Annotated in this window: 18 protein-coding genes and 1 tRNA gene; 12 read left to right on the top strand and 7 right to left on the bottom strand. The window is 73.9% G+C overall.

The window, feature by feature from the left end; all coding sequences use genetic code 11:
* Window positions 1–6: 6 nt before the first annotated feature.
* Together IE178_RS00985 and IE178_RS00980 are read left to right on the top strand one after the other, a co-directional pair.
* Window positions 7–912, top strand: a complete 906-nt coding sequence (locus IE178_RS00985; RefSeq protein WP_184760461.1) for a carbohydrate ABC transporter permease — start codon at window positions 7–9, stop codon at window positions 910–912.
* A 130-nt stretch (window positions 913–1042) separates the two neighbouring features.
* A complete protein-coding gene (locus IE178_RS00980; protein ID WP_184760460.1) occupies window positions 1043–2482 on the top strand; it encodes a GH1 family beta-glucosidase in 1440 nt (479 codons plus the stop codon).
* Between the two features lie 408 nt (window positions 2483–2890).
* Here the strand turns inward: IE178_RS00980 and IE178_RS00975 are convergent, their stop codons facing one another.
* Window positions 2891–4300, bottom strand: coding sequence for a sensor histidine kinase (locus tag IE178_RS00975; RefSeq protein WP_193510934.1), 1410 nt, complete (start codon window positions 4298–4300; stop codon window positions 2891–2893).
* Window positions 4297–5013, bottom strand: coding sequence for a response regulator transcription factor (locus IE178_RS00970; protein WP_193510933.1), 717 nt, complete (start codon window positions 5011–5013; stop codon window positions 4297–4299). Before IE178_RS00970 ends, IE178_RS00975 begins: the two co-directional genes overlap by 4 nt.
* 110 nt (window positions 5014–5123) lie before the next feature.
* Between IE178_RS00970 and IE178_RS00965 the strand changes: the two genes are divergently transcribed.
* Window positions 5124–5687, top strand: coding sequence for a hypothetical protein (locus IE178_RS00965; RefSeq protein ID WP_193510932.1), 564 nt, complete (start codon window positions 5124–5126; stop codon window positions 5685–5687).
* A 90-nt stretch (window positions 5688–5777) separates the two neighbouring features.
* Here IE178_RS00965 and IE178_RS00960 read toward each other — a convergent pair whose 3' ends face one another.
* Window positions 5778–6647, bottom strand: a complete 870-nt coding sequence (locus tag IE178_RS00960; RefSeq protein ID WP_193510931.1) for a spermidine synthase — start codon at window positions 6645–6647, stop codon at window positions 5778–5780.
* A 370-nt stretch (window positions 6648–7017) separates the two neighbouring features.
* A complete protein-coding gene (locus IE178_RS00955) occupies window positions 7018–7419 on the bottom strand; it encodes a hypothetical protein (RefSeq protein WP_184760455.1) in 402 nt (133 codons plus the stop codon).
* 269 nt (window positions 7420–7688) lie between these two features.
* Here IE178_RS00955 and IE178_RS00950 point away from each other — a divergent pair, with 269 nt between their 5' ends.
* Window positions 7689–9140: an NsdA family TPR-like regulatory protein gene (locus IE178_RS00950; RefSeq protein WP_184760454.1), complete on the top strand. Its 1452-nt coding sequence runs from the start codon at window positions 7689–7691 to the stop codon at window positions 9138–9140.
* Window positions 9141–9198: 58 nt separating this feature from the next.
* Here IE178_RS00950 and IE178_RS00945 read toward each other — a convergent pair whose 3' ends face one another.
* A complete protein-coding gene (locus tag IE178_RS00945) occupies window positions 9199–9795 on the bottom strand; it encodes a histidine phosphatase family protein (protein ID WP_193510930.1) in 597 nt (198 codons plus the stop codon).
* Between the two features lie 191 nt (window positions 9796–9986).
* Here IE178_RS00945 and IE178_RS00940 point away from each other — a divergent pair, with 191 nt between their 5' ends.
* From IE178_RS00940 to IE178_RS00910, 7 genes are all read left to right on the top strand, one after another.
* The gene (locus IE178_RS00940; RefSeq protein ID WP_184760452.1) at window positions 9987–10937 is read left to right on the top strand and encodes a phosphatase PAP2 family protein; all 951 of its coding nucleotides are present in this window, start codon (window positions 9987–9989) and stop codon (window positions 10935–10937) included.
* Complete coding sequence (locus tag IE178_RS00935) at window positions 10888–12060, top strand: hypothetical protein (protein ID WP_184760451.1); 1173 nt, start codon at window positions 10888–10890, stop codon at window positions 12058–12060. Before IE178_RS00940 ends, IE178_RS00935 begins: the two co-directional genes overlap by 50 nt.
* Window positions 12051–13664: an amino acid adenylation domain-containing protein gene (locus IE178_RS00930; RefSeq protein ID WP_193510929.1), complete on the top strand. Its 1614-nt coding sequence runs from the start codon at window positions 12051–12053 to the stop codon at window positions 13662–13664. Before IE178_RS00935 ends, IE178_RS00930 begins: the two co-directional genes overlap by 10 nt.
* A complete protein-coding gene (locus IE178_RS00925; protein WP_193510928.1) occupies window positions 13661–15016 on the top strand; it encodes an AAA domain-containing protein in 1356 nt (451 codons plus the stop codon). Before IE178_RS00930 ends, IE178_RS00925 begins: the two co-directional genes overlap by 4 nt.
* Before the next feature lie 266 nt (window positions 15017–15282).
* Window positions 15283–15648 (top strand): DUF8844 domain-containing protein, encoded by a 366-nt coding sequence (locus tag IE178_RS00920; protein ID WP_184760448.1) that lies wholly within the window; start codon window positions 15283–15285, stop codon window positions 15646–15648.
* 133 nt (window positions 15649–15781) lie between these two features.
* Window positions 15782–16399, top strand: a complete 618-nt coding sequence (locus tag IE178_RS00915) for a bifunctional DNA primase/polymerase (protein WP_184760447.1) — start codon at window positions 15782–15784, stop codon at window positions 16397–16399.
* Window positions 16390–16463 (top strand) — tRNA-Lys (locus IE178_RS00910). Before IE178_RS00915 ends, IE178_RS00910 begins: the two co-directional genes overlap by 10 nt.
* Window positions 16464–16525: 62 nt before the next feature.
* Here the strand turns inward: IE178_RS00910 and IE178_RS00905 are convergent.
* Window positions 16526–17743, bottom strand: coding sequence for a M6 family metalloprotease domain-containing protein (locus IE178_RS00905; protein ID WP_318279768.1), 1218 nt, complete (start codon window positions 17741–17743; stop codon window positions 16526–16528).
* A gap of 421 nt (window positions 17744–18164) precedes the next feature.
* Between IE178_RS00905 and IE178_RS00900 the strand changes: the two genes are divergently transcribed.
* Entirely contained in the window at window positions 18165–20027 is a 1863-nt protein-coding gene (locus tag IE178_RS00900) for a putative bifunctional diguanylate cyclase/phosphodiesterase (RefSeq protein ID WP_193510926.1), read from the top strand.
* Here the strand turns inward: IE178_RS00900 and IE178_RS00895 are convergent.
* A complete protein-coding gene (locus tag IE178_RS00895) occupies window positions 20003–21109 on the bottom strand; it encodes an LLM class flavin-dependent oxidoreductase (protein ID WP_184760444.1) in 1107 nt (368 codons plus the stop codon). The two genes, IE178_RS00900 and IE178_RS00895, sit on opposite strands and share 25 nt — an antisense overlap.
* Window positions 21110–21215 lie beyond the last annotated feature (106 nt).

The following is a 21215-nucleotide window of genomic DNA, read 5'->3' as shown; positions in this document are numbered from 1 at the left end:
GTGGCCGTGACGACGACTGTGACGCCCCCCGAGACATCGCCCGCCCAACAGCAGAAGCGACCGCGTCTGCCCAAGTCCGCGCGGGCCGGTGGCACGCTGCACGGCGGTCCGATCGCGTACGTGATCCTGATCGTGTTCACCATCGTGTCGCTGTTCCCGCTGATCTGGACCGCGATCGCCGCGTCCCGGGACAATCAGCGCCTGGCGGAGAACCCCCCGCCGTTCTGGTTCGGCTCCAATCTGTTCAAGAACCTGGAGATCGCCTGGAAGGACGCCAACCTCGGCGAGGCCTTCCTCAACACCACGATCGTGTCGGGCATCTCGGCGGCGACCATCGTCGTGCTGTCGACGATCGCCGGGTTCGCCTTCGCCAAGCTGCGCTTCAAGGGCCGCAACGCGCTGATGCTGATCGTGATCGGCACGATGATGGTGCCGCCGCAGCTCAGTGTGATCCCGCTGTACATGATGGTCGCGAAGCTGGACTGGACGGACCAGCTGCAGGCGGTCATCTTCCCGTCGCTGGTGAGCGCGTTCGGCGTGTTCTTCATGCGGCAGTACCTGCTGCAGGCGCTGCCCGACGAGGTCATCGAGGCCGCCCGGGTGGACGGCGCGAGCAGCTGGCGCGTGGTGTGGCACGTGGTGTTCCCGGCCGCGCGGCCGGCGATGGCCGTGCTCGGCATGCTGACGTTCGTGCAGACCTGGAACGACTTCCTGTGGCCGTTCCTGGTGCTGACCCAGACCGGCAACCCGACCGTGCAGGTGGCGGTCGCGGGCCTCGGCCGCGGGTACACCCCGGACCAGTCCCTGATCATGGCGGGTGCGCTGCTGGGTACGCTGCCCCTGCTCCTGGTCTTCGCGATCTTCGGCAAGCAGATCGTGGGCGGCATCATGCAGGGCGCCGTCAAGGGCTGATCCCCGATCCGTCCGCAGGACCCGGGGGGCCGGGTCACCGCCGCCTCGGCCCCCTCTTCCCTTCTTCCCTCCTCCTTCTCCCCTTCTTCTCACTCGTCGGTCTTCCACGACCTCCTATGGGAGCGCTTCCATGTCTGACTCCGCAACGCCGGCGACCCCGGTGACCTTTCCTCCCGCCTTCCTCTGGGGCGCCGCGACCTCCGCGTACCAGATCGAGGGGGCGGTGCGGGAGGACGGGCGCACGCCTTCCATCTGGGACACCTTCAGCCACACGCCGGGCAAGACGATCGGCGGCGACACCGGTGACATCGCCGTCGACCACTACCACCGCTACCGCGACGACGTGGCGCTGATGGCGGACCTGAACCTGAGCGCCTACCGCTTCTCCGTCTCCTGGTCGCGGGTGCAGCCGACCGGCCGCGGCCCGGCCGTGCAGCGCGGTCTGGACTTCTACCGCCGGCTGGTCGACGAGCTGCTGGCGAAGGGCATCAAGCCGGCCGTCACCCTCTACCACTGGGACCTGCCGCAGGAGCTGGAGGACGCGGGCGGCTGGCCGGAGCGCGACACCGCGTACCGGTTCGCGGAGTACGCGGGGATCGTCGGTGAGGCGCTCGGCGACCGGGTGGAGCAGTGGATCACGCTCAACGAGCCGTGGTGCAGCGCCTTCCTGGGCTACGCCTCCGGGGTGCACGCGCCCGGCCGTACCGACCCGGCGGCCTCGCTGAAGGCCGCCCACCACCTGAACCTGGCGCACGGCCTGGGCACCAAGGCGTTGCGCTCGGTGATGCCGGCCCGCAACCAGGTCGCGATCAGCCTCAACTCCTCGGTGGTGCGCCCGCTGTCGCCGAGCGACCCGGCGGACCAGGTGGCGGCGCGCAAGATCGACGACCTGTCCAGCGGCATCTTCCACGGCCCGATGCTGCACGGCGCCTACCCGGAGACCCTGCTGGAGGCGACCTCGTCGCTCACCGACTGGTCGTACGTCCTCGACGGTGACCTGGAGCTGATCCACCAGCCGCTGGACGCGCTCGGCCTCAACTACTACACGCCCACCCTGGTGTCGGCGGCGGACCCGGACGCGAAGGGGCCGCGGGCCGACGGTCACGGGAGCAGCGAGCACTCGCCGTGGCCCGCCGCGGACGACGTCGCCTTCCACCAGTCGCCGGGCGAGCAGACCGAGATGGGCTGGTCCGTCGACCCGACGGGGCTGCACGAGCTGATCATGCGCTACACCCGTGAGGCGCCCGGACTGCCGCTCTACATCACCGAGAACGGCGCGGCCTACGACGACAAGCCGGACGCCGACGGGAAGGTGCACGACCCGGAGCGCGTCGCCTACCTGCACGGGCACCTCTCCGAGGTGCGCCGGGCCATCACCGACGGCGCGGACGTGCGCGGCTACTTCCTGTGGTCCCTGTTGGACAACTTCGAGTGGGCGTACGGATACGACAAGCGCTTCGGCGCGGTGTACGTCGACTACGTCACCCAGCAGCGGACCCCGAAGTCCAGCGCCCTGTGGTACGCGCGGGCCGCGAAGTCGGGAGCGCTTCCCGAGCCGGAGCACATCTGACCGACTCCGGCTCCGGGAGACGGGGGGCGGGGCGCGGCACCCCAGACGAGTGCCGCGCCCCGTTCGCGTGCCCGCGCCTGCCAGTGGGCACGCGGGTGACGCGGCCGGGTGGGGGACCGGCCGGGCACCCTCCCGGTGATGCCGGAGGGACTGACCCGACTACGCCCCGCCATGGTGTACGCCGCGGCGACACCGGCCGCCTGGGCGGTGCGGGTGAACAGGAACGCGCCGCCGTCGGCCACGGCGACCACGCCGCCGATCGCCTTGTTCCTGCCGCTGCCCCTGCGCCGGTGCGTAGTCATCGCGTGCCTGACTTCGTTGCGTTCGGGGGTGTGCGGCAGCACGCCGGCGATCCGGCATCGGACGAACTTCCTGACCCGGGCGGCCGTCAGCGGTCTTGGGGTGCCCTCAAGGAAGGGATCGGGGCCGGTTGAAGGACGCGACCGGCCGGCCCGGCCGGCGTCGGCGCACGGTCCCCCGGTGCCCGCGCCGCCGGGGCGCCCGCCCGCGTCCGTCGAGCTGGATCCAGATCCGCACCTCGGTCCCGCCGAGCACCGACGAGCCGATCCGTACGTCCCCGCCGGTGGACTCCGCGAGCCGGCGCACGATGTCCAGGCCGAGCCCGGTCGAGCCGTCGCTGCCCGAGCCCCGGCCGCGGGCCATCGCCGCCTCGGGGTCGGGTATGCCGGGGCCCGCGTCGGAGACGAGCACGATCACCGCGTCCTCGCCGTTGTGCACGTCGACCGCGAAGGCGGTGCCCTCGGCGGTGTGCCGGAAGACGTTGCCGAGCAGCGCGTCGAGGGCGGCGGCCAGATCGGGGCGGGCCACGGGTATGCGCACCGGCCGGTCGGCACCGGCCACCCGCCATTTACGGCCCTCGTCCTCGGCGAGCGCCGACCAGAACGCCATCCGCTCGCGGACCACTTCGGCCGCGTCGCATCCGGCGCCGGGGCCGGCGGCGGCCGTCTGCGGCTTGGCGTCCCTGGCCGTGCGGATGATGGTGTCCACCTCGCGCTCCAGCTGCTCGACCGCCGCCCGGGTCTGCTCGGCGGCCGGCCCCTCACCGAGGGAGGCGGCGTTGAGCCGCAGCACGGTCAGCGGCGTACGCAGCCGGTGGGACAGGTCGGCGGCCAGCTCCCGCTCGTTGGCGAGCAGTTGGACGACCTGATCGGCCATGGAGTTGAACGCCACCGCCGCCAGCCGCAGTTCGGTCGGTCCCTCCTCCGGCACCCTGGCCCCCAGTTTGCCCTCCCCCAGTTCGTGCGCCCCCTCCACCAGTCGCCGGGCGGGCCGCACCATCCGTACGCCCAGCCGGTCGGCGACCGCGACCGAACCGAGGATCAGCGCGGCCCCCACGCCGGCCAGCACCGCCCAGGCCGTGCCGACCCCGTTGGTGACCTCGGACTCGGGGACGAACACCTCGACCACGGCGATCTCGCCGGTGCTGAGCGCCACCGGCTGGAGGAGCGCCGAGCCGCCGGACACGGTGGAGGTCGAGGCGCGCCCCAGTCTCCGTACCGCCGCGATGTCCTCGGCGGCGGCCCGCCGCTGCCCTGTGCGGAGGGCTTCGGCGCCGTCGCTCGCCGGGATGTGCACGGCCATCGCGGCGTTCGAGCCGGCGGAGGCGACGACGCGTTCGAGCTGGTCGCGGTCGGTGGTGATGGACAGGGCGGGGGCGACGGCCGCCGCCACCCGTTCGGCGTTGGAGAAGGCTCGGTCGCGGGCCATCTCCCGGATGACCAGACCGAGCGGCACCGCGAAGGCGATCACGACCATGGCGGTCACCGCCAGCGACACCTTCACCAGGGCCCACCTCATCGCGGCGGCTCCGCTCCGGGCGTGTGCGCGGGCGGCTCCAGCTTCACGCCGACGCCCCGCAGGGTGTGCAGGTAACGGGGCCGCGCGGCGGTCTCCCCCAGTTTCCGGCGCAGCCAGGACAGATGGACGTCGATGGTCTGGTCGTCGCCGTAGGACTGCTGCCACACCTCGGCGAGCAGTTCCTTGCGGGGGACGACCACGCCGGGCCGTCCGGCGAGGAAGGCGAGCAGGTCGAACTCGCGCCGGGTCAGGTCGAGTCGTACGCCGTCCAGTTCGGCCTGGCGGCGCAGCGGGTCGACGGTCAGTCCGCCGACCCGGATCACCGGAGAGGGCGCGGCCTCCCCTCCGCCGGACCGGGCGCGGCGCAGCACGGCCGCCATCCGGGCCGAGAGGTGCTCCACCGAGAAGGGCTTGGTCAGATAGTCGTCCGCGCCGGCGTTGAGCAGGCGCACGATCTCCGTCTCGTCGTCCCGGGCGGTGGCGATGATCACCGGTACGTCCGTGATGCCGCGCAGCATCTTCAGTGCCTCGGAGCCGTCGAGATCGGGCAGTCCGAGGTCCAGGACCACGACGTCGAAGCGGAAGTGGGCGACCTCGCGCAGCGCCTCCAGTGCCGTGCCCACGCTGCGCACGGTGTGTGAGGCGTCGGTCAACTGCCGGATCAGCGCCGAGCGTACGAACTGGTCGTCCTCGACCACGAGAACACTTGCCATGCGCCGCACCGTACGCCATGGCCGACGGACGGCGTGCGGGCCTGTGGACAACTCCGGATACCTCAGCGGGCGGGACACCCGTGGGGCGGGTGGGGCAGTATGGGCCGACGATGCGCAGAGGACTCGTACACGTACTGGCCTGGCTGCTCGCCACGGGCGCGGCGGTCACGCTGTCGTGGTGGGGTGTCAGCACGGTGATGACGGGCACCGCCTACGACCCGCCCCGCGCCCTGCCCGTCGCGGCGGCCGGCGCGGACGACTCGGCCGGGGAGCGGTCGTATCCGGTGTCGTCGTCGACGCGGCGGCCGTCCGGCGCGGAGCGTTCGAAGGACGCCGAGGAGTCGCGGAAGCCGTCGGCGAAGCCCGACGAGGCGTCCCGTGAGCCGGCCCCGGAGCCGTCCCGGACCGCCGCGCCCACGCACTCCCCCTCCCCGGCCGCTCCGGCCGCGACCGGCCAGGTCGAGGCGTACGACACCAAGGGCGGCCGGGCGGTCTTCGACCTCGGCGAAGCCTCCGCGTCACTGGTGTCGGCGACCCCGGGGGCCGGCTGGTCGATGCAGGTGTGGAAGACGCAGACGTGGATCCGGGTGGAGTTCGCCTCGGGCGCGGACCGGGTGTCGGTGTTCTGCACCTGGCACGACGGCCCGCCGCGTGTGGAGATCGGGACGTACTGACGGAAACATCCGCCGGTCCCGCCGCTGTTCGGCTCGCCGGAACGTGGTGGAGGGCCCGCCGGCCGTTCCCCGGTCCCGCCGCTGTTCGGCTCACTGGAAGACGGATGCGGGCGGCGCCGGTGACGCGACCGCCGCCAGGTCCGTCACCGGGGCGGCTCCGCCGGTGAAGTCGATGAGGTCGCGGCCGTGCTGGACCCGGGCCGGGTGCGGGTCGGAGGCGGCCCGGCGGGTCAGTTCGGCGATCGGCAGGGGCGCGTCGGAGGCGACCAGGACGGCGTTGCCGAAGCGTTTGCCGCGCAGGACCGCGGGGTCGGCGATCAGCGCGAGTTCGGCGAACCGGGCGGCGGCGGTGGCGATCTGGCCGCGCAGATGCGCGAGCGGCGGTCCGTCGGCGAGGTTGGCGGCGTAGATCCCGCCGGGGGCGAGGGCCCTGCGGACGTCGTCGAGGAATTCGGTGGAGGTCAGATGGGCCGGGGTGCGGGCCCCGCTGAAGACGTCGGCGACGACGAGTCCGGCCCCGCCGTCGGGCACCTTGGCGAGCCCTTCGCGGGCGTCCGCCGAGCGCACCCGGATCCGGGCCCTGGTGTCCAACGGGAGTTCCCGCCGGACCAGTCGCACCAGCGCCGCGTCCCGCTCGACGACCTGCTGGGTGGAGCGGGGGCGGGTGGCCGCGACGTACCGGGCGAGGGTGAAGGCGCCGCCGCCGAGGTGCACGGCCTGCAGGGGCTTGCCGGGCGGGGCGGCGAGATCGACGACATGGCCGAACCGGCGCTGGTACTCGAAGGAGAGGTGCGCCGGGTCGTCCAGGTCGACGTGCGACTGCGGGGCCCCGTCGATCAGCAGGGTCCAGGCCCGCGACCGGTCCGGGTCGGGGACGAGCCGGGCGAGCCCCCCGTCGACACGCTCGACGACGGCATCCGCGCCGCCCTGCCCACGCCCGCTGTTCCTGGACCGTCCCATCCCCCCATTGTCGCAAGCGCCCCGAGCGCCGACGGGCCCCCCGGTCGGCCGTCTCCCGCCCCGCCGGCGTGCGCTCAGCGAGCGCGCCGCCGGGTGGGTCCGCCGCGCCGGGTACGACTGTCCGCCGCGCCACGTGCGACAGTCCGCCGCGCCACGTGCGACAGTCCGCCGCGCCACGTGCGACAGTCCGCCGCGCCACGTGCGACAGTCCGCCGCGCCACGTGCGACAGTCCGCCGCGCCACGTACGACTGTCCGCCGCGCCACGTGCGACAGTCCGCCGCGCCACGTACGACAGTCCGCCGCGCCACGTGCGACAGCCGCCGCGCCACGTGCGACAGTCCGCCGCGCCACGTGCGACAGTCCGCCGCGTCAGGTGCGGCTGTCCGCCGCCTCGATCAGCCGCTGCGCCTCGCCCAGTGCCTCGCGCAGCACCGCGGGGTCCGTCGCCAGGTCCGCCTCGCCGGGCGGCAGCAGCCAGCCCGAGCCCTCGACCGGCGGCTCGGGGGCCGGTCCGAGCCCGCGGCCGTCGGTCCCCGTGCAGGTGCTGCCCGGTACGTCCCAGGCGGCGGCCGTGCCCGGTGGCACCAGGAAGCCGAGCGTGTCACCGCCGCCGTCGTGCAGCACCAGGCCCACCACGTCCCCGGCTCCGCGCCGCAGGATGTCGACCGCCTCCAGGCCCTGGCGGGCCGGGACCGTGACCACGTCGCAGTCCGCACGCGGCAGCTGTAAAGGATCGTCGTTCCGGCTGGTCATCATCCCGGCCTCCACCACACAAATCCCTGCTTGGACGAGCGGGTCGGGAGTCGGGGGGCTCCCGGTCCACAGGGTCCAACGAGCCGGCCCGTCAACGGCTACGGCGGAAGTCCGCCGCAAAGGATGGCAGTTCATGGCAGATCACGGACGACTTATCCGGTTTGTGGCCAAACTCGCGTAGTGACTCCGTCACAGCAGGTACGTTCATGCCCGCCGGAATCAGGGCAGCACACGGCAAGTCATCCCGATTCCGGCATGGTTCGACGGTTCGCAGAGAGGACCCGGCCATGGCGTCGTCAACGGTGCCCTCGTCCCAGCCCGACCGGCCCCCGCGGCCGAACCTCGTCTTCCGGCAGTTGCGCGGAGCGCGCTCGCCGGCCGAGTTCGCCGCGGCGGTCCGGCGGGCCGCCCGCGAGATCGGCGAGCGGGTCAGCTGTGACGCGCGCTATGTGCACCGGGTGGAAGCGGGCGAGATCCGCTGCCCCAACTATGCCTACGAACGGGTGTTCCTGCACATGTTTCCCGGCCGCACGCTGACCGACCTGGGCTTCGCGCCCCGCTCGTCGGTCCGCGGGCGCCGGGCGCGGGCCGCCGAGGACACACCCCCGGCGGCCCGCACGCAGAACCCGGCGAGCGCCACGAGTGAGAACAGCGGGGCACACGAGCCGTATGAGACGCAGGACCGGTACGACACGTACGACACGCACGACCACGAGGAGAGCGACGTGCTGCGTCGCGCATTCATGACCGGCGGAGGCGCCACGGTGGCCGCCGCCTCACTCGGCACTCACGGGCTCGCCCCGGACGCCTCGGCGGCGCAGCGCGCCGTGCGCCGTCCCGGTGCGAGCGACGCGGGCGCTCTCGAAGAAGCCGTCCGCCGGATCCGGCTGCTGGACGACCGGCACGGGGCGGACGGGCTCTACCGCCGCGCGGCGGCCCCGCTGCGGGCCGCCTACGCGCTGCTGGACGCCGGTGCGACCCGGCAGCGGACGGCGGACCGGCTGTACTCGGGCGCCGGTGAACTGGCCATCTCGGTGGGCTGGCTGGCGCACGACTCGGGCCGTTTCGACGACGCCCGCTCGCACTACGCGGAGGCCCTGGCGACCTCCCGGGTGACCGACGATCCGGGTCTGGAGGCGCACGCCTTCTGCAACACGGCGTTCCTCGCGCGGGACGCGGGCCGGCCCCGGGAAGCGGTGCGGGCGGCACAGGCCGCCCAGCGGGTGGCCCGGTCGCTGGGCTCACCCCGTCTGATGTCGCTGCTGGCGCTGCGCGAGGCGGGCGGCTGGGCCGGGCTCGCCGACCGCACGGGCTGCGAACAGGCGCTGGTCCGGGCACAGGCCTACTTCGAGCGGGGACCCTCGGAGGCGGACCCCGAGTGGATGAGCTTCTACGGGGAGGCGGAGCTGGAGGGCCTGGAGGCGCAGTGCTGGTCGACCCTGGGCGACTGGCCGCGCGCGGCCCGGCACGCGCGGCGGGCGGCGGAGCTCCAGGACCCGCACTTCACCCGCAACATCGCCCTGTACACGGCGGAGCTGGCGGACGACCTGGCCCGCGGCGGCCTCCCCGACGAGGCGGCCCAGGCCGGCCTGCGGGTCCTGGACCTGCTCTCGGACGTCCAGTCCTCCCGGGTCCGCACCATGCTGGCGGGCACGTCCCGCGTCCTGCTCCCCCACCGCCACGCCTCGGGCGTGTCGGACTTCCTGGACCGCCACGCGTCCCTCCCCCCCGCGGTGTGAAGGGACGGGCGCGGTGCGAGCGCCCGAGGACCGGGCGCGGTGCGAGCGCCCCGGCGCCTCAGGGCGTCAGATGGCCCTGGTCGTTCCAGGACTCGATGGCCGGTTCCCCGTAGGCCCAGCCCAGGACCGACAGGGAGGTCGGGTTGAGGCGGATACGGGCCGCGAAGTCGAGGGGGAGGCCCAGCCAGCGGGCGCCGATCGAGCGCAGGATGTGTCCGTGGGCGAAGACCAGCACGTCACGGTCGGCGGAGCGGGCCCAGGCCACCACCTCGTCCGCCCGGGCCGTCATCCCGGCCAGGGTCTCGCCCCCGGGAACGCCGTCGCGCCAGATCAGCCAGCCGGGGCGGGCCGCCTGTATCTCGGCCGGAGTCATGCCCTCGTACGCCCCGTAGTCCCACTCCATGAGCGTGTCCCAGGTCTGCGCCCGGTCGCCGAAGCCGGCGAGTTCGCAGGTCTCCCGCGCGCGTGACAGCGGACTGGTGCGCACCTCGACACCGGACAGCCCGTCGTACGGCGCCCGGTGCAGACGCTCGCCCAGCAGCTTGGCGCCCCGACGGCCCTCCTCCAGGAGCGGTACGTCGGTCCTGCCGGTGTGCTTGCCGGACAGCGACCACTGCGTCTGTCCGTGCCGGGCCAGCAGGATGCGCGGTGCCATGGGAGACCTCTTAGGTGGAATTCACAGGCGGAACTCCCCCATCATCGCGCACCCTGATCGTGGGCAACCCGGGGGGCGATCTCGACGTCTATCAGGGCCGAGGGCGTCCCACGGGGGGACGCACACCGTAGAGTGGCTGGCCGCCGACGGAGCGCCGCGCGAGGACACGAAGGACACAGGGGAGCGATCGGATGCCGCACACCGAGACACCGGGCATCGAGGCGGCCCGGCTGCGCTGGTGGTCCGAGCTGCCGATCATCCTCGTGGTGTACGCCTGCTACTCGGCGGGGCGGCTGGTCGTCCGGGGCGACGTCTCCGACGCCGTGGACCACGGTCTGGCGATCCTGCGCATCGAGAAGGCGTTGTTCCTCAACGCCGAGCATCCGCTGAACCGTCTCTTCACCCGTGAACCGTGGCTGGGCATACCCGCCGACTTCTGGTACGCGTCGCTGCACTACCTGGTGACCCCGGCGATCCTCGTCTGGCTGTTCCGCTCCCACGCGGTGCACTACCGCGCCGCCCGCACCTGGCTGATGACGTCCACCTTCATCGGCCTGATCGGCTTCACCCTGCTGCCCACCTGCCCGCCCCGGCTGCTCGACGCGGGCCACGGCTTCGTGGACACGATGGCCCACTACAGCGCGTACGGCTGGTGGGGCGGCGAGGCGAGCGCCCCGCGCGGGCTCGGCGGCATGACCAACCAGTACGCGGCGATGCCGAGCCTGCACGTCGGCTGGGCGCTGTGGTGCGGAGTGATCCTGTGGCGGTACGGGCGCACCCGTCTGACGAGGACGGCCGCCGTCGGCTACCCGCTGGTGACCACGATCGTGGTGATGGGCACCGCGAACCACTACTTCCTCGACGCCGTCGCGGGCGCCGCCGTCATGGGCGCAGGCCTGCTGCTGGCCCCGGTCGTGACGCGGTACGCGGACCGGGCGAAGGCCCGGTTCCTGCCCCGTCCCGCACCGGTCACGGCGGACTCCTCCGGCGCACGTTCCCCGATTGTCAGTGCCGGATGCCAGACTTCCGCGGGTGAGCGAATTCCACGGCAGCGGCACCCCGAGTCGCGGTACCGATCAGGAACCGAACCGGGTGCCTCCCCCTCGGACGCGGGAGAAGGCGCTCCGGCACCGGCTCGCTGAGCTGCGCGGTCCACAGGTGCCGGCCAAGGCGCTGGACGCGCGCGCCCTGGCCGCCCTCGCCGCCAACCCGGGCTGCAGACGGCGCGCGATCCTGGACGGCGCCGGGGTGAACAAGGCGGCGCTGGCGGGCGCGCTGGGCTCGCCGTCGGTCTTCGGCCAGTCGCAGTTCGCGTTCGTGCGGGGCAACGCGTTCGAGGCGAAGGTCAAGGCGGACGGCGGTACGGAGCTGCTGCGGCTCGCCCACGAGAAGCTGGACCGCGCGGCCGAACCGCCCGCCGGCGCGCGCGTGCCCGATCTCACCGCCCAGGGCCCCGAGGGCCGCACCGCGCGCACGGAACTGGCGCTGCGCGAGGCCGCGGAGGCCGCCACCGCCGCCCCGGGCACCTGGACGCTGCTCGACCACCCGATGCTCGCGCTCGACGTCGCGGGCTCCCCGGCCTTCCTGGAGCCGGACGCGGTGGTGGTGCACCCGGACGGCAGCTGGACGGTCGTGGAGATCAAGTCCTTCCCGATGCTGGACGGCGCCGCGGACCCGGCGAAGGTCGGCGCGGCGGCGCGTCAGGCCGCGGTGTACGTGCTGGCCCTGGAGCGGGTCGCCGCGCGGCTGGAGCCGTCCCCGCGCGTGCGGCACCGGATTCTGCTGGTGTGCCCCAAGGACTTCTCCAACCTGCCCACCGCGTCCGCCGTGGACGTGCGCAAGCAGCGCGCGGTGACCACCCGCCAGCTGGACCGGCTCACCCGCATCGAGGAGATCGCCGACACGCTCCCCGAGGGCACCTGCTTCTCGCCGGAGCTGCCCGCCGAGCGTCTGACGGAGGCCGTCGAGTCCGTCCCCGCGACCTATGCCCCGGAGTGCCTGTCCGCCTGCGAGCTCGCCTTCCACTGCCGGGACCGCTCCCGCGCGGCCGGTGCGGTGACCCGCCTGGGCCGTCCGGTCCGCGCGGAACTGGGCGGTCTGACGACGGTCGAGGACGTGCTGGCGGCGGCCCGCGGGGAGGCCGGTGACCCCGACGACCCGACGGTCGCGGCACTGCGCAGGGCGGCAGCGCTGCGCGCGGAGGCGCTGGCCGGCACCGGCAGGCCCGGTCCCGCCGCCGCGCGGGAGGTGGCCCCTTGTCGCTGATCGCCACCCTCGCCCGCCTCGAGGCCGTCAGCACGGGCCGCGCCCAGCCCGCCGCCACCGTCCGGCACCGGCATCTGTCCGAGCGGCCCCTGGTGTTCGTGCCGCTCACCACCGCCGGTGAGGCGGGCGCCCCGCTGGGCGCGCTGGTGGGTACCGACCGGGACGCGCCGCGGCTGCTGGTCGTGCCGCAGCCGCGCGACCGCGAGCTGCGGTTCGCGTTCCTGGCCGAGCTGGCCGACGTGGTCCTGCCGTACGTCGACGGGTTCGCCGACGCCGTGGAGGCCGCCGAGCGCTCCGAGACCGACCCGGAGACCGGCAAGCGGGTCAAGGTCGAGGTCGAGCTGTGCGCGGACGCGCCCCAGCTGATCGTGCCGTCCCGGGCCGGCATCGACCTCGTACGGCTGCTGGGGCGCTCCACGCGGTTCCGGCGCACGGCGGAGCAGGACCCGGAGGCCCCGTTCCCGGCGCCGCCCCGGGTGCCGTTGCTCGGGCGGTGGCTGACGCACTTCGGGGAGCGGGCCCGGGTGCCCGGCTCCTCGCTGCTGCTGGCCATGACGGACGTACTGGCCCGGCACTGGGCGACCGGGCAGTCCACGCTGGAGGACCAGCACCTGGGGGCGCTGATCGCCTGGATCGCCCCGCCCGCCGGGCGGTCGGGCGCCGAGGCCGCGCGGGAGGCCGAGCTCGCCCGGGACGCCGACGGCCAGTTGCTGTGCCCGCCCGCGGGCCCGGCGACCGACCCGGCGTTCGACAACAAGCTGCTCGCCCCGGCCATCGAGCGCTACGACCGTGCCCGCACCGCGCTGGCCGCCGCGGAGGACGGGCTTCAGGCCGACGACCGGCTGGGTGCGCTGACCGCCGCCGAGCGCGAGATCCGCGCGCTGGTGGAGAGCCGTACCCGGCCCACCTGGGACGCGGTGTGGCGGGGGCTCGACGTGTTGCGGGAGCTTCCGGAGGGGGCGCGCGTCGGGGAGCGGTGGACGCGCGACCGTTGGTCGTTCACCGGCCACCGGGACCGTGTGCTGGCCGGCGAGCCGCCGCAGCCGCGCCGCGACGACGCGGTCACCGCGGCGAACAAGCTCGCCACGCGTGAGCGGGAGCAGGCCCGGCTGGAGGCTCAGGAGGCCCTGGACGACCCGCTGGTGATGGCGGGCCGGCGGCTGGCCGGGGAGGCGTTCGCGGGCGAGGTCGTCGACGTCGTGATGGCGTACAGCGAGAGCAAGCGGCCCAGTCCCCGCCCGCTGGTCACCGTCCGCACGGACGACAGCCCGCATCTCGGCGAGCGGGCCAGGGCGTACCGCTCGCTGGGCGGGAAGCCGCAGACGGCGGAGTTCGCCGGCTACGAGGACGGGCCGGGTGGCGAGGGCGGGGGCACTCTGCTCGTCCTGCGGATCATGGACAGGATGGGGCGCGGCAAGGAGCCCGAGGAGGGGTCCGTGCCGGAGAAGGGCGACCCCGTGTGCTTCACGCTGTTCGAGCACGAACCGCGCGGCGGGGCGAAGCTGCCCGACCCGGAGGAGACCCCGTGGACCCATGGCGGGCCGCCCGGTGAGGAGGCCGTACCGGAGGCCGCCGACCCGGTGACCGAGGAGGACGTGCTGTGACCACCGAGGCCCTGGCCCCCGAGGCGGGATTCGACCCCGGTGCGGCGGCCGGGCGCGCCACCGACGCGATCCTGCGCGACACGCTGCACGGCACCGCGCGCGGTGTCGTCGTCGACTCCCCGCCCGGCGCCGGCAAGTCCACGCTGGTGGTGCGCGCGGCGCTGGAGCTGGCGGAGGCGGGGCGCCCGCTGATGGTGGTGGCGCAGACCAACGCGCAGGTCGACGACCTGGTGCTGCGGCTCGCCGAGAAGAACCCCGAGCTGCCGGTGGGCCGGCTGCACAGCAGCGACACCGACCCGTACGACAAGGCCCTCGACGCGCTGGACAACGTCCGCAAGTCGGCGAAGGCCGCCGATCTCGCCGGGCTCGACGTCGTCCTCTCGACGGCCGCGAAGTGGGCGCATGTGAAGGGGGTCGAGCCGTGGCGGCACGCGATCGTCGACGAGGCGTACCAGATGCGCTCGGACGCGCTGCTCGCCGTGGCCGGGCTGTTCGAGCGGGCGCTGTTCGTGGGCGACCCGGGGCAGCTGGACCCGTTCTCGATCGTGGGCAGCGAGCAGTGGGCGGGCCTGTCGTACGACCCGTCGGCGTCCGCCGTGACCACCCTGCTCGCCCACAACCCGGAGCTGCCGCAGCACCGGCTGCCGGTGTCGTGGCGGCTGCCCGCTTCGGCGGCGCCGCTGGTGTCGGACGCGTTCTACCCGTTCACGCCGTTCCGCAGCGGCACCGGTCACGGCGACCGGCGGCTCACGCTGGGGGTCGCGTCGGACGGTTCGGGCCCTGACCGGGTGATCGACGAGGCGGCCGAGTCCGGCTGGGGCCTGCTGGAGCTGCCCGCCCGGCACACCCCGCGCACGGACCCGGAGGCGGTGCGGGCGGTGGCGCTGGTGGTACGCCGCCTGCTGGACCGGGGCGGCGCGGCCGTCTCCGAACGCTCACCCGAACCCGTCCCCCTGACCGCCGACCGGATCGCCGTCGGCACCGCGCACCGCGACCAGGCGGCGGCGGTCCGGGCGGCACTCGCGGAGCTGGGCGTGGCGGACGTCACCGTCGACACGGCGAACCGGCTCCAGGGCCGGGAGTACGACGTCACGGTGGTCCTGCACCCGCTCTCCGGCCGCCCCGACGCCACCGCCTTCCACCTGGAGACGGGCCGCCTGTGCGTCCTCGCCTCCCGGCACCGGCACGCGTGCATCGTGGTGTGCCGCGCGGGAGTGGGCGACCTCCTGGACGACTATCCGTCCACGGAGCCGGTCCAGCTGGGCACCCTGGTGAAGTTCCCGGACGGCTGGGAGGCCAACCACGCCGTTCTCGCCCACCTCGCGGAACACCGGGTGCGCTGGCGGCCCTGACCGGCATGCGACCACACCCCCGGCTCCACGCCGGACGAAGTCCGGCACGCCGCCCCCGGCCGCCTGGGAGGCGAACCACGCGGTCCTCGCCCACCTCGCGGAACGCCGCCTGCGCCGGCGGCCCTGACGTGGGCCCGACGGCAGGAGGTACGGCGCCCGTGGTCCCCGGGTAGATGGCGGGTCGAGGCCCTCTTGCGGGGGCGCGGGACAATGGACGGTGGCCCACTTACCCGAGGGTCGATCGCGACGTACGTGAAGGAGAAGCCATGGCGGAGCACACGCCGCGCCAGGAGCAGCCGCGGCTACGCCCCGCGCCCCTGCTGTTCGAGCCCGCGGAGGCGGCCTCGGATCCCGAGCACTTCTTCGACCTGGAGTCGATCGAGGATCCCCGGGCGCTGCTGGAGCGGGCGACCGAGCTGACGCTCGCGTTCCGTGCCGCGGCGGACCGGGCGGCGGAGTTCCAGGCGATGGCGGCGGCCCAGCTGGCCGACCCCCGGCGCTTCGACCGGCTGACGCCGGCGGACATCGCCGAGCGCGCCGAGTGGACCGAGGACTACGCGAAGAAGATGGTCGAGTTCGGCCGGGACCTGATGCGCGGCGGTGAGGGCCGGGAACACGTCGACCCGGTGTGAGCCGGTCGCCCCGCCCGGTTCGCACGGGCGTGGCATATGCCGGGCGGGCAAGATACCCCCCTTTCCGCCCCCGCGTCACCGATTCGCGCAACTCTACGGAACCGTTCCTTCACGGCGGGTAGACCTGTCCGTCATGAGCAGCACACGGAATGCCTCCGACATCAGCGGCGTCACCCCGGACGGCGCCGCCTGGCTCGCCTCGGCCGGGACGTATCCGCGCAGCACGCTCTCGCACTGGGCGGAGCGTCCGGACGCCCCGGTCGTCCTGCCCTGCGGCGTGGTCTTCGACGTGGTGAGCGCGCCCGCGGTCTTCGGGCGCCGGATGCTGGACCGGATGTGGGAGGAGGGGCCGGGCTCGGGACCCGTGGCGGAGTTCCGGGGCCGGATGCTGCTCTTCGCCGCGCCGGGCACGGCACAACGGCTCCCCATGCTGATGGAGTGGGAGGAGTGGGCCGCGCACGGCCAGGACCCCGGGCGGACCGGCCGCACGGGCGCGGTCCCGCCGCTGCTGTGCCACGGCACCGGCGACGCGGTCACGGTCCCCTCCCCCACCGGCACCACGGCGCGCACCGGTGAGACCGCGCCCGCCGCCCGCTGGCTCGTCGCCCCGGACACCCGTCACCCCTGGCTGCCGGGGCCCGAGGTGCTGCTCTGGGCGGCCGTGCGGGCGGCCCGGGAAGCCGTGCGGATATCGATTTTTCCTCCCGCCGACCGTGGTGCTAATGTCTACGACGTCAGCAGGCGCCGCTAGCTCAGTTGGTTAGAGCAGCTGACTCTTAATCAGCGGGTCCGGGGTTCGAGTCCCTGGCGGCGCACGACACGGAAAGGGTCCCTCGCGAAAGCGAGGGGCCCTTTGCGCTGCCCGGCCGCGGGACACCTACCCGGTAGTGATCTTCACCGTCCACGCCCCCGACGCCGTACGCCCCTCCACCTCCACCCGTACGGACTCCCCCGGCACCGTGAAGCTCTCGCCGAGGGCGACCGGCGCGTCGGCGAGCGGCGGGTAGACCGAGTCCTCCCAGCAGGCCTCGGTGTGCGGGTGGGCGTCGACGACCTCGACGGGGCCGCGTCCGGACCGGGTGCCGCTGCTCACCCGGTAGACCAGCACCCCCTGCCGGCAGGCAGCCACGTCGTTGCCGACCGGGCCGCGCGCCTCGAAGGCGAGCACGCTGTCGGCGCCGGTGCGCACGACCGCCAGCTTGGTGCCCCGCCCCAGTCCGAAGGACGGCGCCCCGGCGGCACCCGTCACCGGCGTCCCCGGCCCCGCCCCCAGCGGCTCCAGCGTCAGCCGTACCGGCCCCGCGTCCTGCACGCACCGCACCTGCCGGGGGTCCAGCCAGCCCAGCTTCCACTTGTGCCAGCCGAAGAGATCGGGCGCGAGCGCGAACTGGCTGCCCATCAGGTCCCAGTCACCGACATGGGTGTCCCAGTCGCCCTTGCCGTCCACCGGCCGGCGGTAGAGGTCGGGCAGGTCGAAGACGTGGCCGGTCTCGTGGGCGAGGACGAGCCGGTCCGGGGGATGGTCCTCGAACACGGTGACGACCCGGCGAATGTCGGTGCCGTCGGCGCGCAGCGGGGTGTCCAGGTTGACGACCTTCGTGGCGTCGGAGTCCACGCCCGGCGCGTCCGGGTCGGCGACGAAGTACACGACGTCGTAGCGCGAGAAGTCGACGTGCCGGTCGGTCACGGCGAGCGCGTCGCGCAGATAGGCCGCGCGGTGGGCGACGGTCCAGTCGCGCCGTATGGCGTACGCGGTGGAGGGGCGCGGCATGCGGACCCAGTGCCGCAGGGCGTGCGGGCGCAGGGTGAACCTGCCGTAGGAGGCCCGCTGGAAGAAGTGGCTGGTGGCCGGGAAGTGGTCGGCGGCCAGTTCGCCGGGCGTGGTCAGGGGGTGCGAGTCGGGGAAGGACAGGAACACCATCACCGCGTCGAGCCGGCGGGCCGGGCGGGGATAGGAGGCGTTCCAGGTGTCCAGGCCCTCGGAGTGGTGGGCGTCGGTGCGGGTGAGGGCGCAGGGCGCGGCGGAGAAGGGCTCGGCGACGGAGGGGACGCTCACCAGGGAGGTCGCCACGAGCGCCGACATGGTGGTGCACATCGCCGCCGTGCTGCGCAGCCGGAGCCGTACACCCGATCGGCCCAGTCGTCCCCGCGGAGCCTCACGGCCGAGTCCTCTCGGGGTGAGCTGACGCGGCACGGGGACCTCCGGGAGACGGTTCACGGGACACCGCACCCAGATTCTGATGACTTGTCGTACTACGCCCTGTTCGACTGCATCGGACGGGTGAGAGAGGCGGAAATCCGGGCGGGGCCGACACCCCGTTCACTCACGGAACGTCACAACTGGTCGGAGGCCCGCAGAAGCCGTCCACCCTTGGGCAGAAACGATCTGGCAGAGATGCGGACCCGTCCTGGACACTGGACAGTGGCTGGCAGGCCCCGACACGGGCCTCTATGATCGGCACACTTTCCTGTTACTTCCCTGCACGAACAGATCGAGGGCACTGCGGGAGCGAGCGGTGAGCGGAACGTCCGAAGGGCCGGCGCCCGCAACGGAACTCGACCGGCCGATCGTCACAGAGAGTGAGATCGTCACGTCTCCCGGTACCGAGTCCCCGCCTCCACCGTCCCCGGCGTCCCCGGCGTCCCCGTCGTACCGCTCGGTCTTCGCGGCCGCGCCGGTCGCGATGGCCGTGGTCGACCGTGAGGGCATGGTGACCGGCGCCAACACCGCTCTCGCCACCCTGCTGGGCCGCGACCCCGACACCCTCACCGGTGCCGTCGCCGCCGACCTGGTGGACCTCTCCTGCGACGCCCGCACCTGGCACGCCTACCGGGAGCTGCTGCGCGGACGGCGGGCCAGGCTGCGCTGCACGCGCCGGCTGAAGCATCCGGAGGGACACGCGCTGTGGGTGCGGGTGACCGTGACCCCGCTGCCCGCCGAGGACGGGGGCGTGCTGCTGTCGGTCGACGACATCGGCGAGCACCGGGAACTGCGGGCGCAGCTCCGCCACCTGCGGATGCACGACCCGGTGACCCGGCTGCCCAACCGCGCGCTGTTTCTCGAGCGGCTGACGGCGGCGCTGGAGGCGGAGACGTACGAGGAGAGCGGCACCGGCCGGATCGGGCTGTGCTACCTCGACCTGGACGGGTTCAAGGCCGTCAACGACACCCTGGGCCACCGCGTCGGCGACCGGCTGCTGACCGCCGTCGCCGAGCGGCTGACGCGCTGCGCCCAGGAGGCGGGCCGGACCAGGGCGGGCACCCCGTTGGTGGCCCGGCTCGGCGGGGACGAGTTCGCGCTCCTGGTCGAGGACTCCACCGGCACCGAACAGCTCGCCGACCTCGCCGAGTCGCTGCTCGAAGCGATCCAGGCCCCCTTCGACCTCTCCGGCCGGCCGCTGTCCGTCTCCGCGTCGATCGGGGTGGTCGAGCGGCATGCCGCCGGGACCACGCCCACCGCGCTGATGCAGGCCGCCGACACCACGCTGTACTGGGCGAAGGCCGACGGCAAGGCCCGCTGGACGCTCTTCGACCCGGAGCGCAACGCCCACCGGGTGACCCGCCAGGCCCTGGCCTCCACGCTCCGCCCGGCCATCGACCGGGGCGAGTTCGCCCTGGAGTACCAGCCGCTGGTGGGCATGGAGGACGACCGGGTGCACGGCGTGGAGGCCCTGGTCCGCTGGAACCACCCGCGTTTCGGCACCTTGACGCCGAATCGGTTCATCGGACTGGCGGAGGAGGACGGCTCGATCGTGCCGCTCGGCCGCTGGGTGCTGCGCACCGCCTGCCGGCAGGCCCGCGAGTGGCAGGTGGAGCACCCGGACGAGCCGCCGATCTTCGTCAGCGTGAACGTGGCGGTCCGTCAGGTGTGGGACTCCGACCTGGTGGCGGACGTCGCCGAGACCCTCGCGGAGACCGGCCTCCCGCCGCGTCTGCTCCAGCTGGAGCTGACCGAGTCGGCGGTGATGGGCTCTGCGGGCCGGCCGCTGGAAGCCCTGAAGGCGCTCAGCGACATGGGCGTTCGCATCGCCATCGACGACTTCGGCACCGGCTACTCGAACCTGGCCTACCTCAGCCGGCTGCCGGTGTCGGTGCTGAAGCTGGACGGCTCCTTCGTCCGGGGCTTCCAGATCGAGGACCGTGCCGCCAAGCCGAGCCCGGCCGACGAGGTCATCGTCGAGGCGATGGTGCAGCTCGCCCACCGGCTCGGCCTCACGGTCACCGCCGAGTGCGTGGAGACCTCGGCGCAGGCCACCCGGCTGCGCCGGATCGGGTGCGACACCGGTCAGGGCTGGCTGTACTCCCGCCCGGTGTCGCCGGACCGCATCTCCGAACTGCTGGGCACGCCCGGGGTTCAGGCGGGCGTCGGCAACCCGTAGGCGTCCGCGATGAGTTCGTAGGAGCGCACGCGTACGTCACCGCTGTGCGCGTTGGCGGTGAGCATCAGCTCGTCGGCGCCGGTGCGCTTGTGCAAGTCGTCCAGGCCGGCGCGGACCTCGTCGGGGGTGCCGTGGATGACGTTGGCGTTCCAGGAGTCGACGAACTCCTGCTCCATCGGCGTGAAGGGGTACGCCTCCGCCTCCTCCGGGGTGGGGACGAGGCCGGGGCGGCCGGTGCGCAGCCGGACCATGTTGAGCGCGGCGGCCAGCACCTGGCGGCGTGCCTCCTTCTCGTCGTCCGCGGCGAGCGCCGAGACGCCGATCAGGGCGTAGGGCGCGTCCAGGACCTCGCTCGGCCGGAAGGTCTCGCGGTAGAGGTCCAGCGCGGGGACGGTGTTCTGGGCCGAGAAGTGGTGGGCGAAGGCGAAGGGCAGACCGAGCATGCCGGCCAGCCGGGCGCTGAAGCCGGAGGAGCCGAGCAGCCAGACCGGCGGGCGGTGCGGGGACTGCACGCCACCCGGCGAGGTCGCCTGGACCGGGCCGGGGACCGCGTGGATGCGGCGGTAGGGGTGGCCGTCGGGGAAGTCGTCGTCCAGGAAGCGGGTGAGTTCGGCGAGCTGCTGGGGGAAGTCGTCGGCGCCCTCGTTCAGCCGCTCGGAGCGGCGCAGGGCGGCCGCGGTGGCCCCGTCGGTGCCGGGGGCGCGGCCGAGGCCGAGGTCGACCCGGCCCGGGGCCATGGCCTCCAGGGTGCCGAACTGCTCGGCGATGACGAGCGGCGCGTGGTTGGGCAGCATGACGCCGCCGGAGCCGAGGCGGATGCGCTCGGTGTGGGCGGCGAGGTGGGCCAGGATCACCGCCGGGGAGGAGGAGGCCACGCCCGGCATGGAGTGGTGCTCGGCGACCCAGTAGCGGTGGAAACCGCGGGACTCCGCGAGGCGGGCGAGGGCGACGCCCGTCTTCAGGGCATCGGTGGCCGTGCGGCCGACGCCCACGGTGACCAGGTCAAGGACCGACAGCGGGACGGGGGCGGTGCCCTGGGCCGTGCCTCGGATCTCGTCGGCTGCGGTGTCGTCTGCGGCCACGGTGGGGTGCCTCCTGTGTGTCGCCGTGCGGTGTCCTCCGGCCGACAACAGGAGACAGCCCCCGCTTATTCCCCGGCGCTCACGCCGGACGGCGCGCCGACGCGCG

This window comes from Streptomyces griseoloalbus (assembly GCA_014650015.1).
GTDB lineage: Bacteria > Actinomycetota > Actinomycetes > Streptomycetales > Streptomycetaceae > Streptomyces > Streptomyces griseoloalbus.
This window is presented reverse-complemented; position numbering and strand designations above follow the sequence as displayed.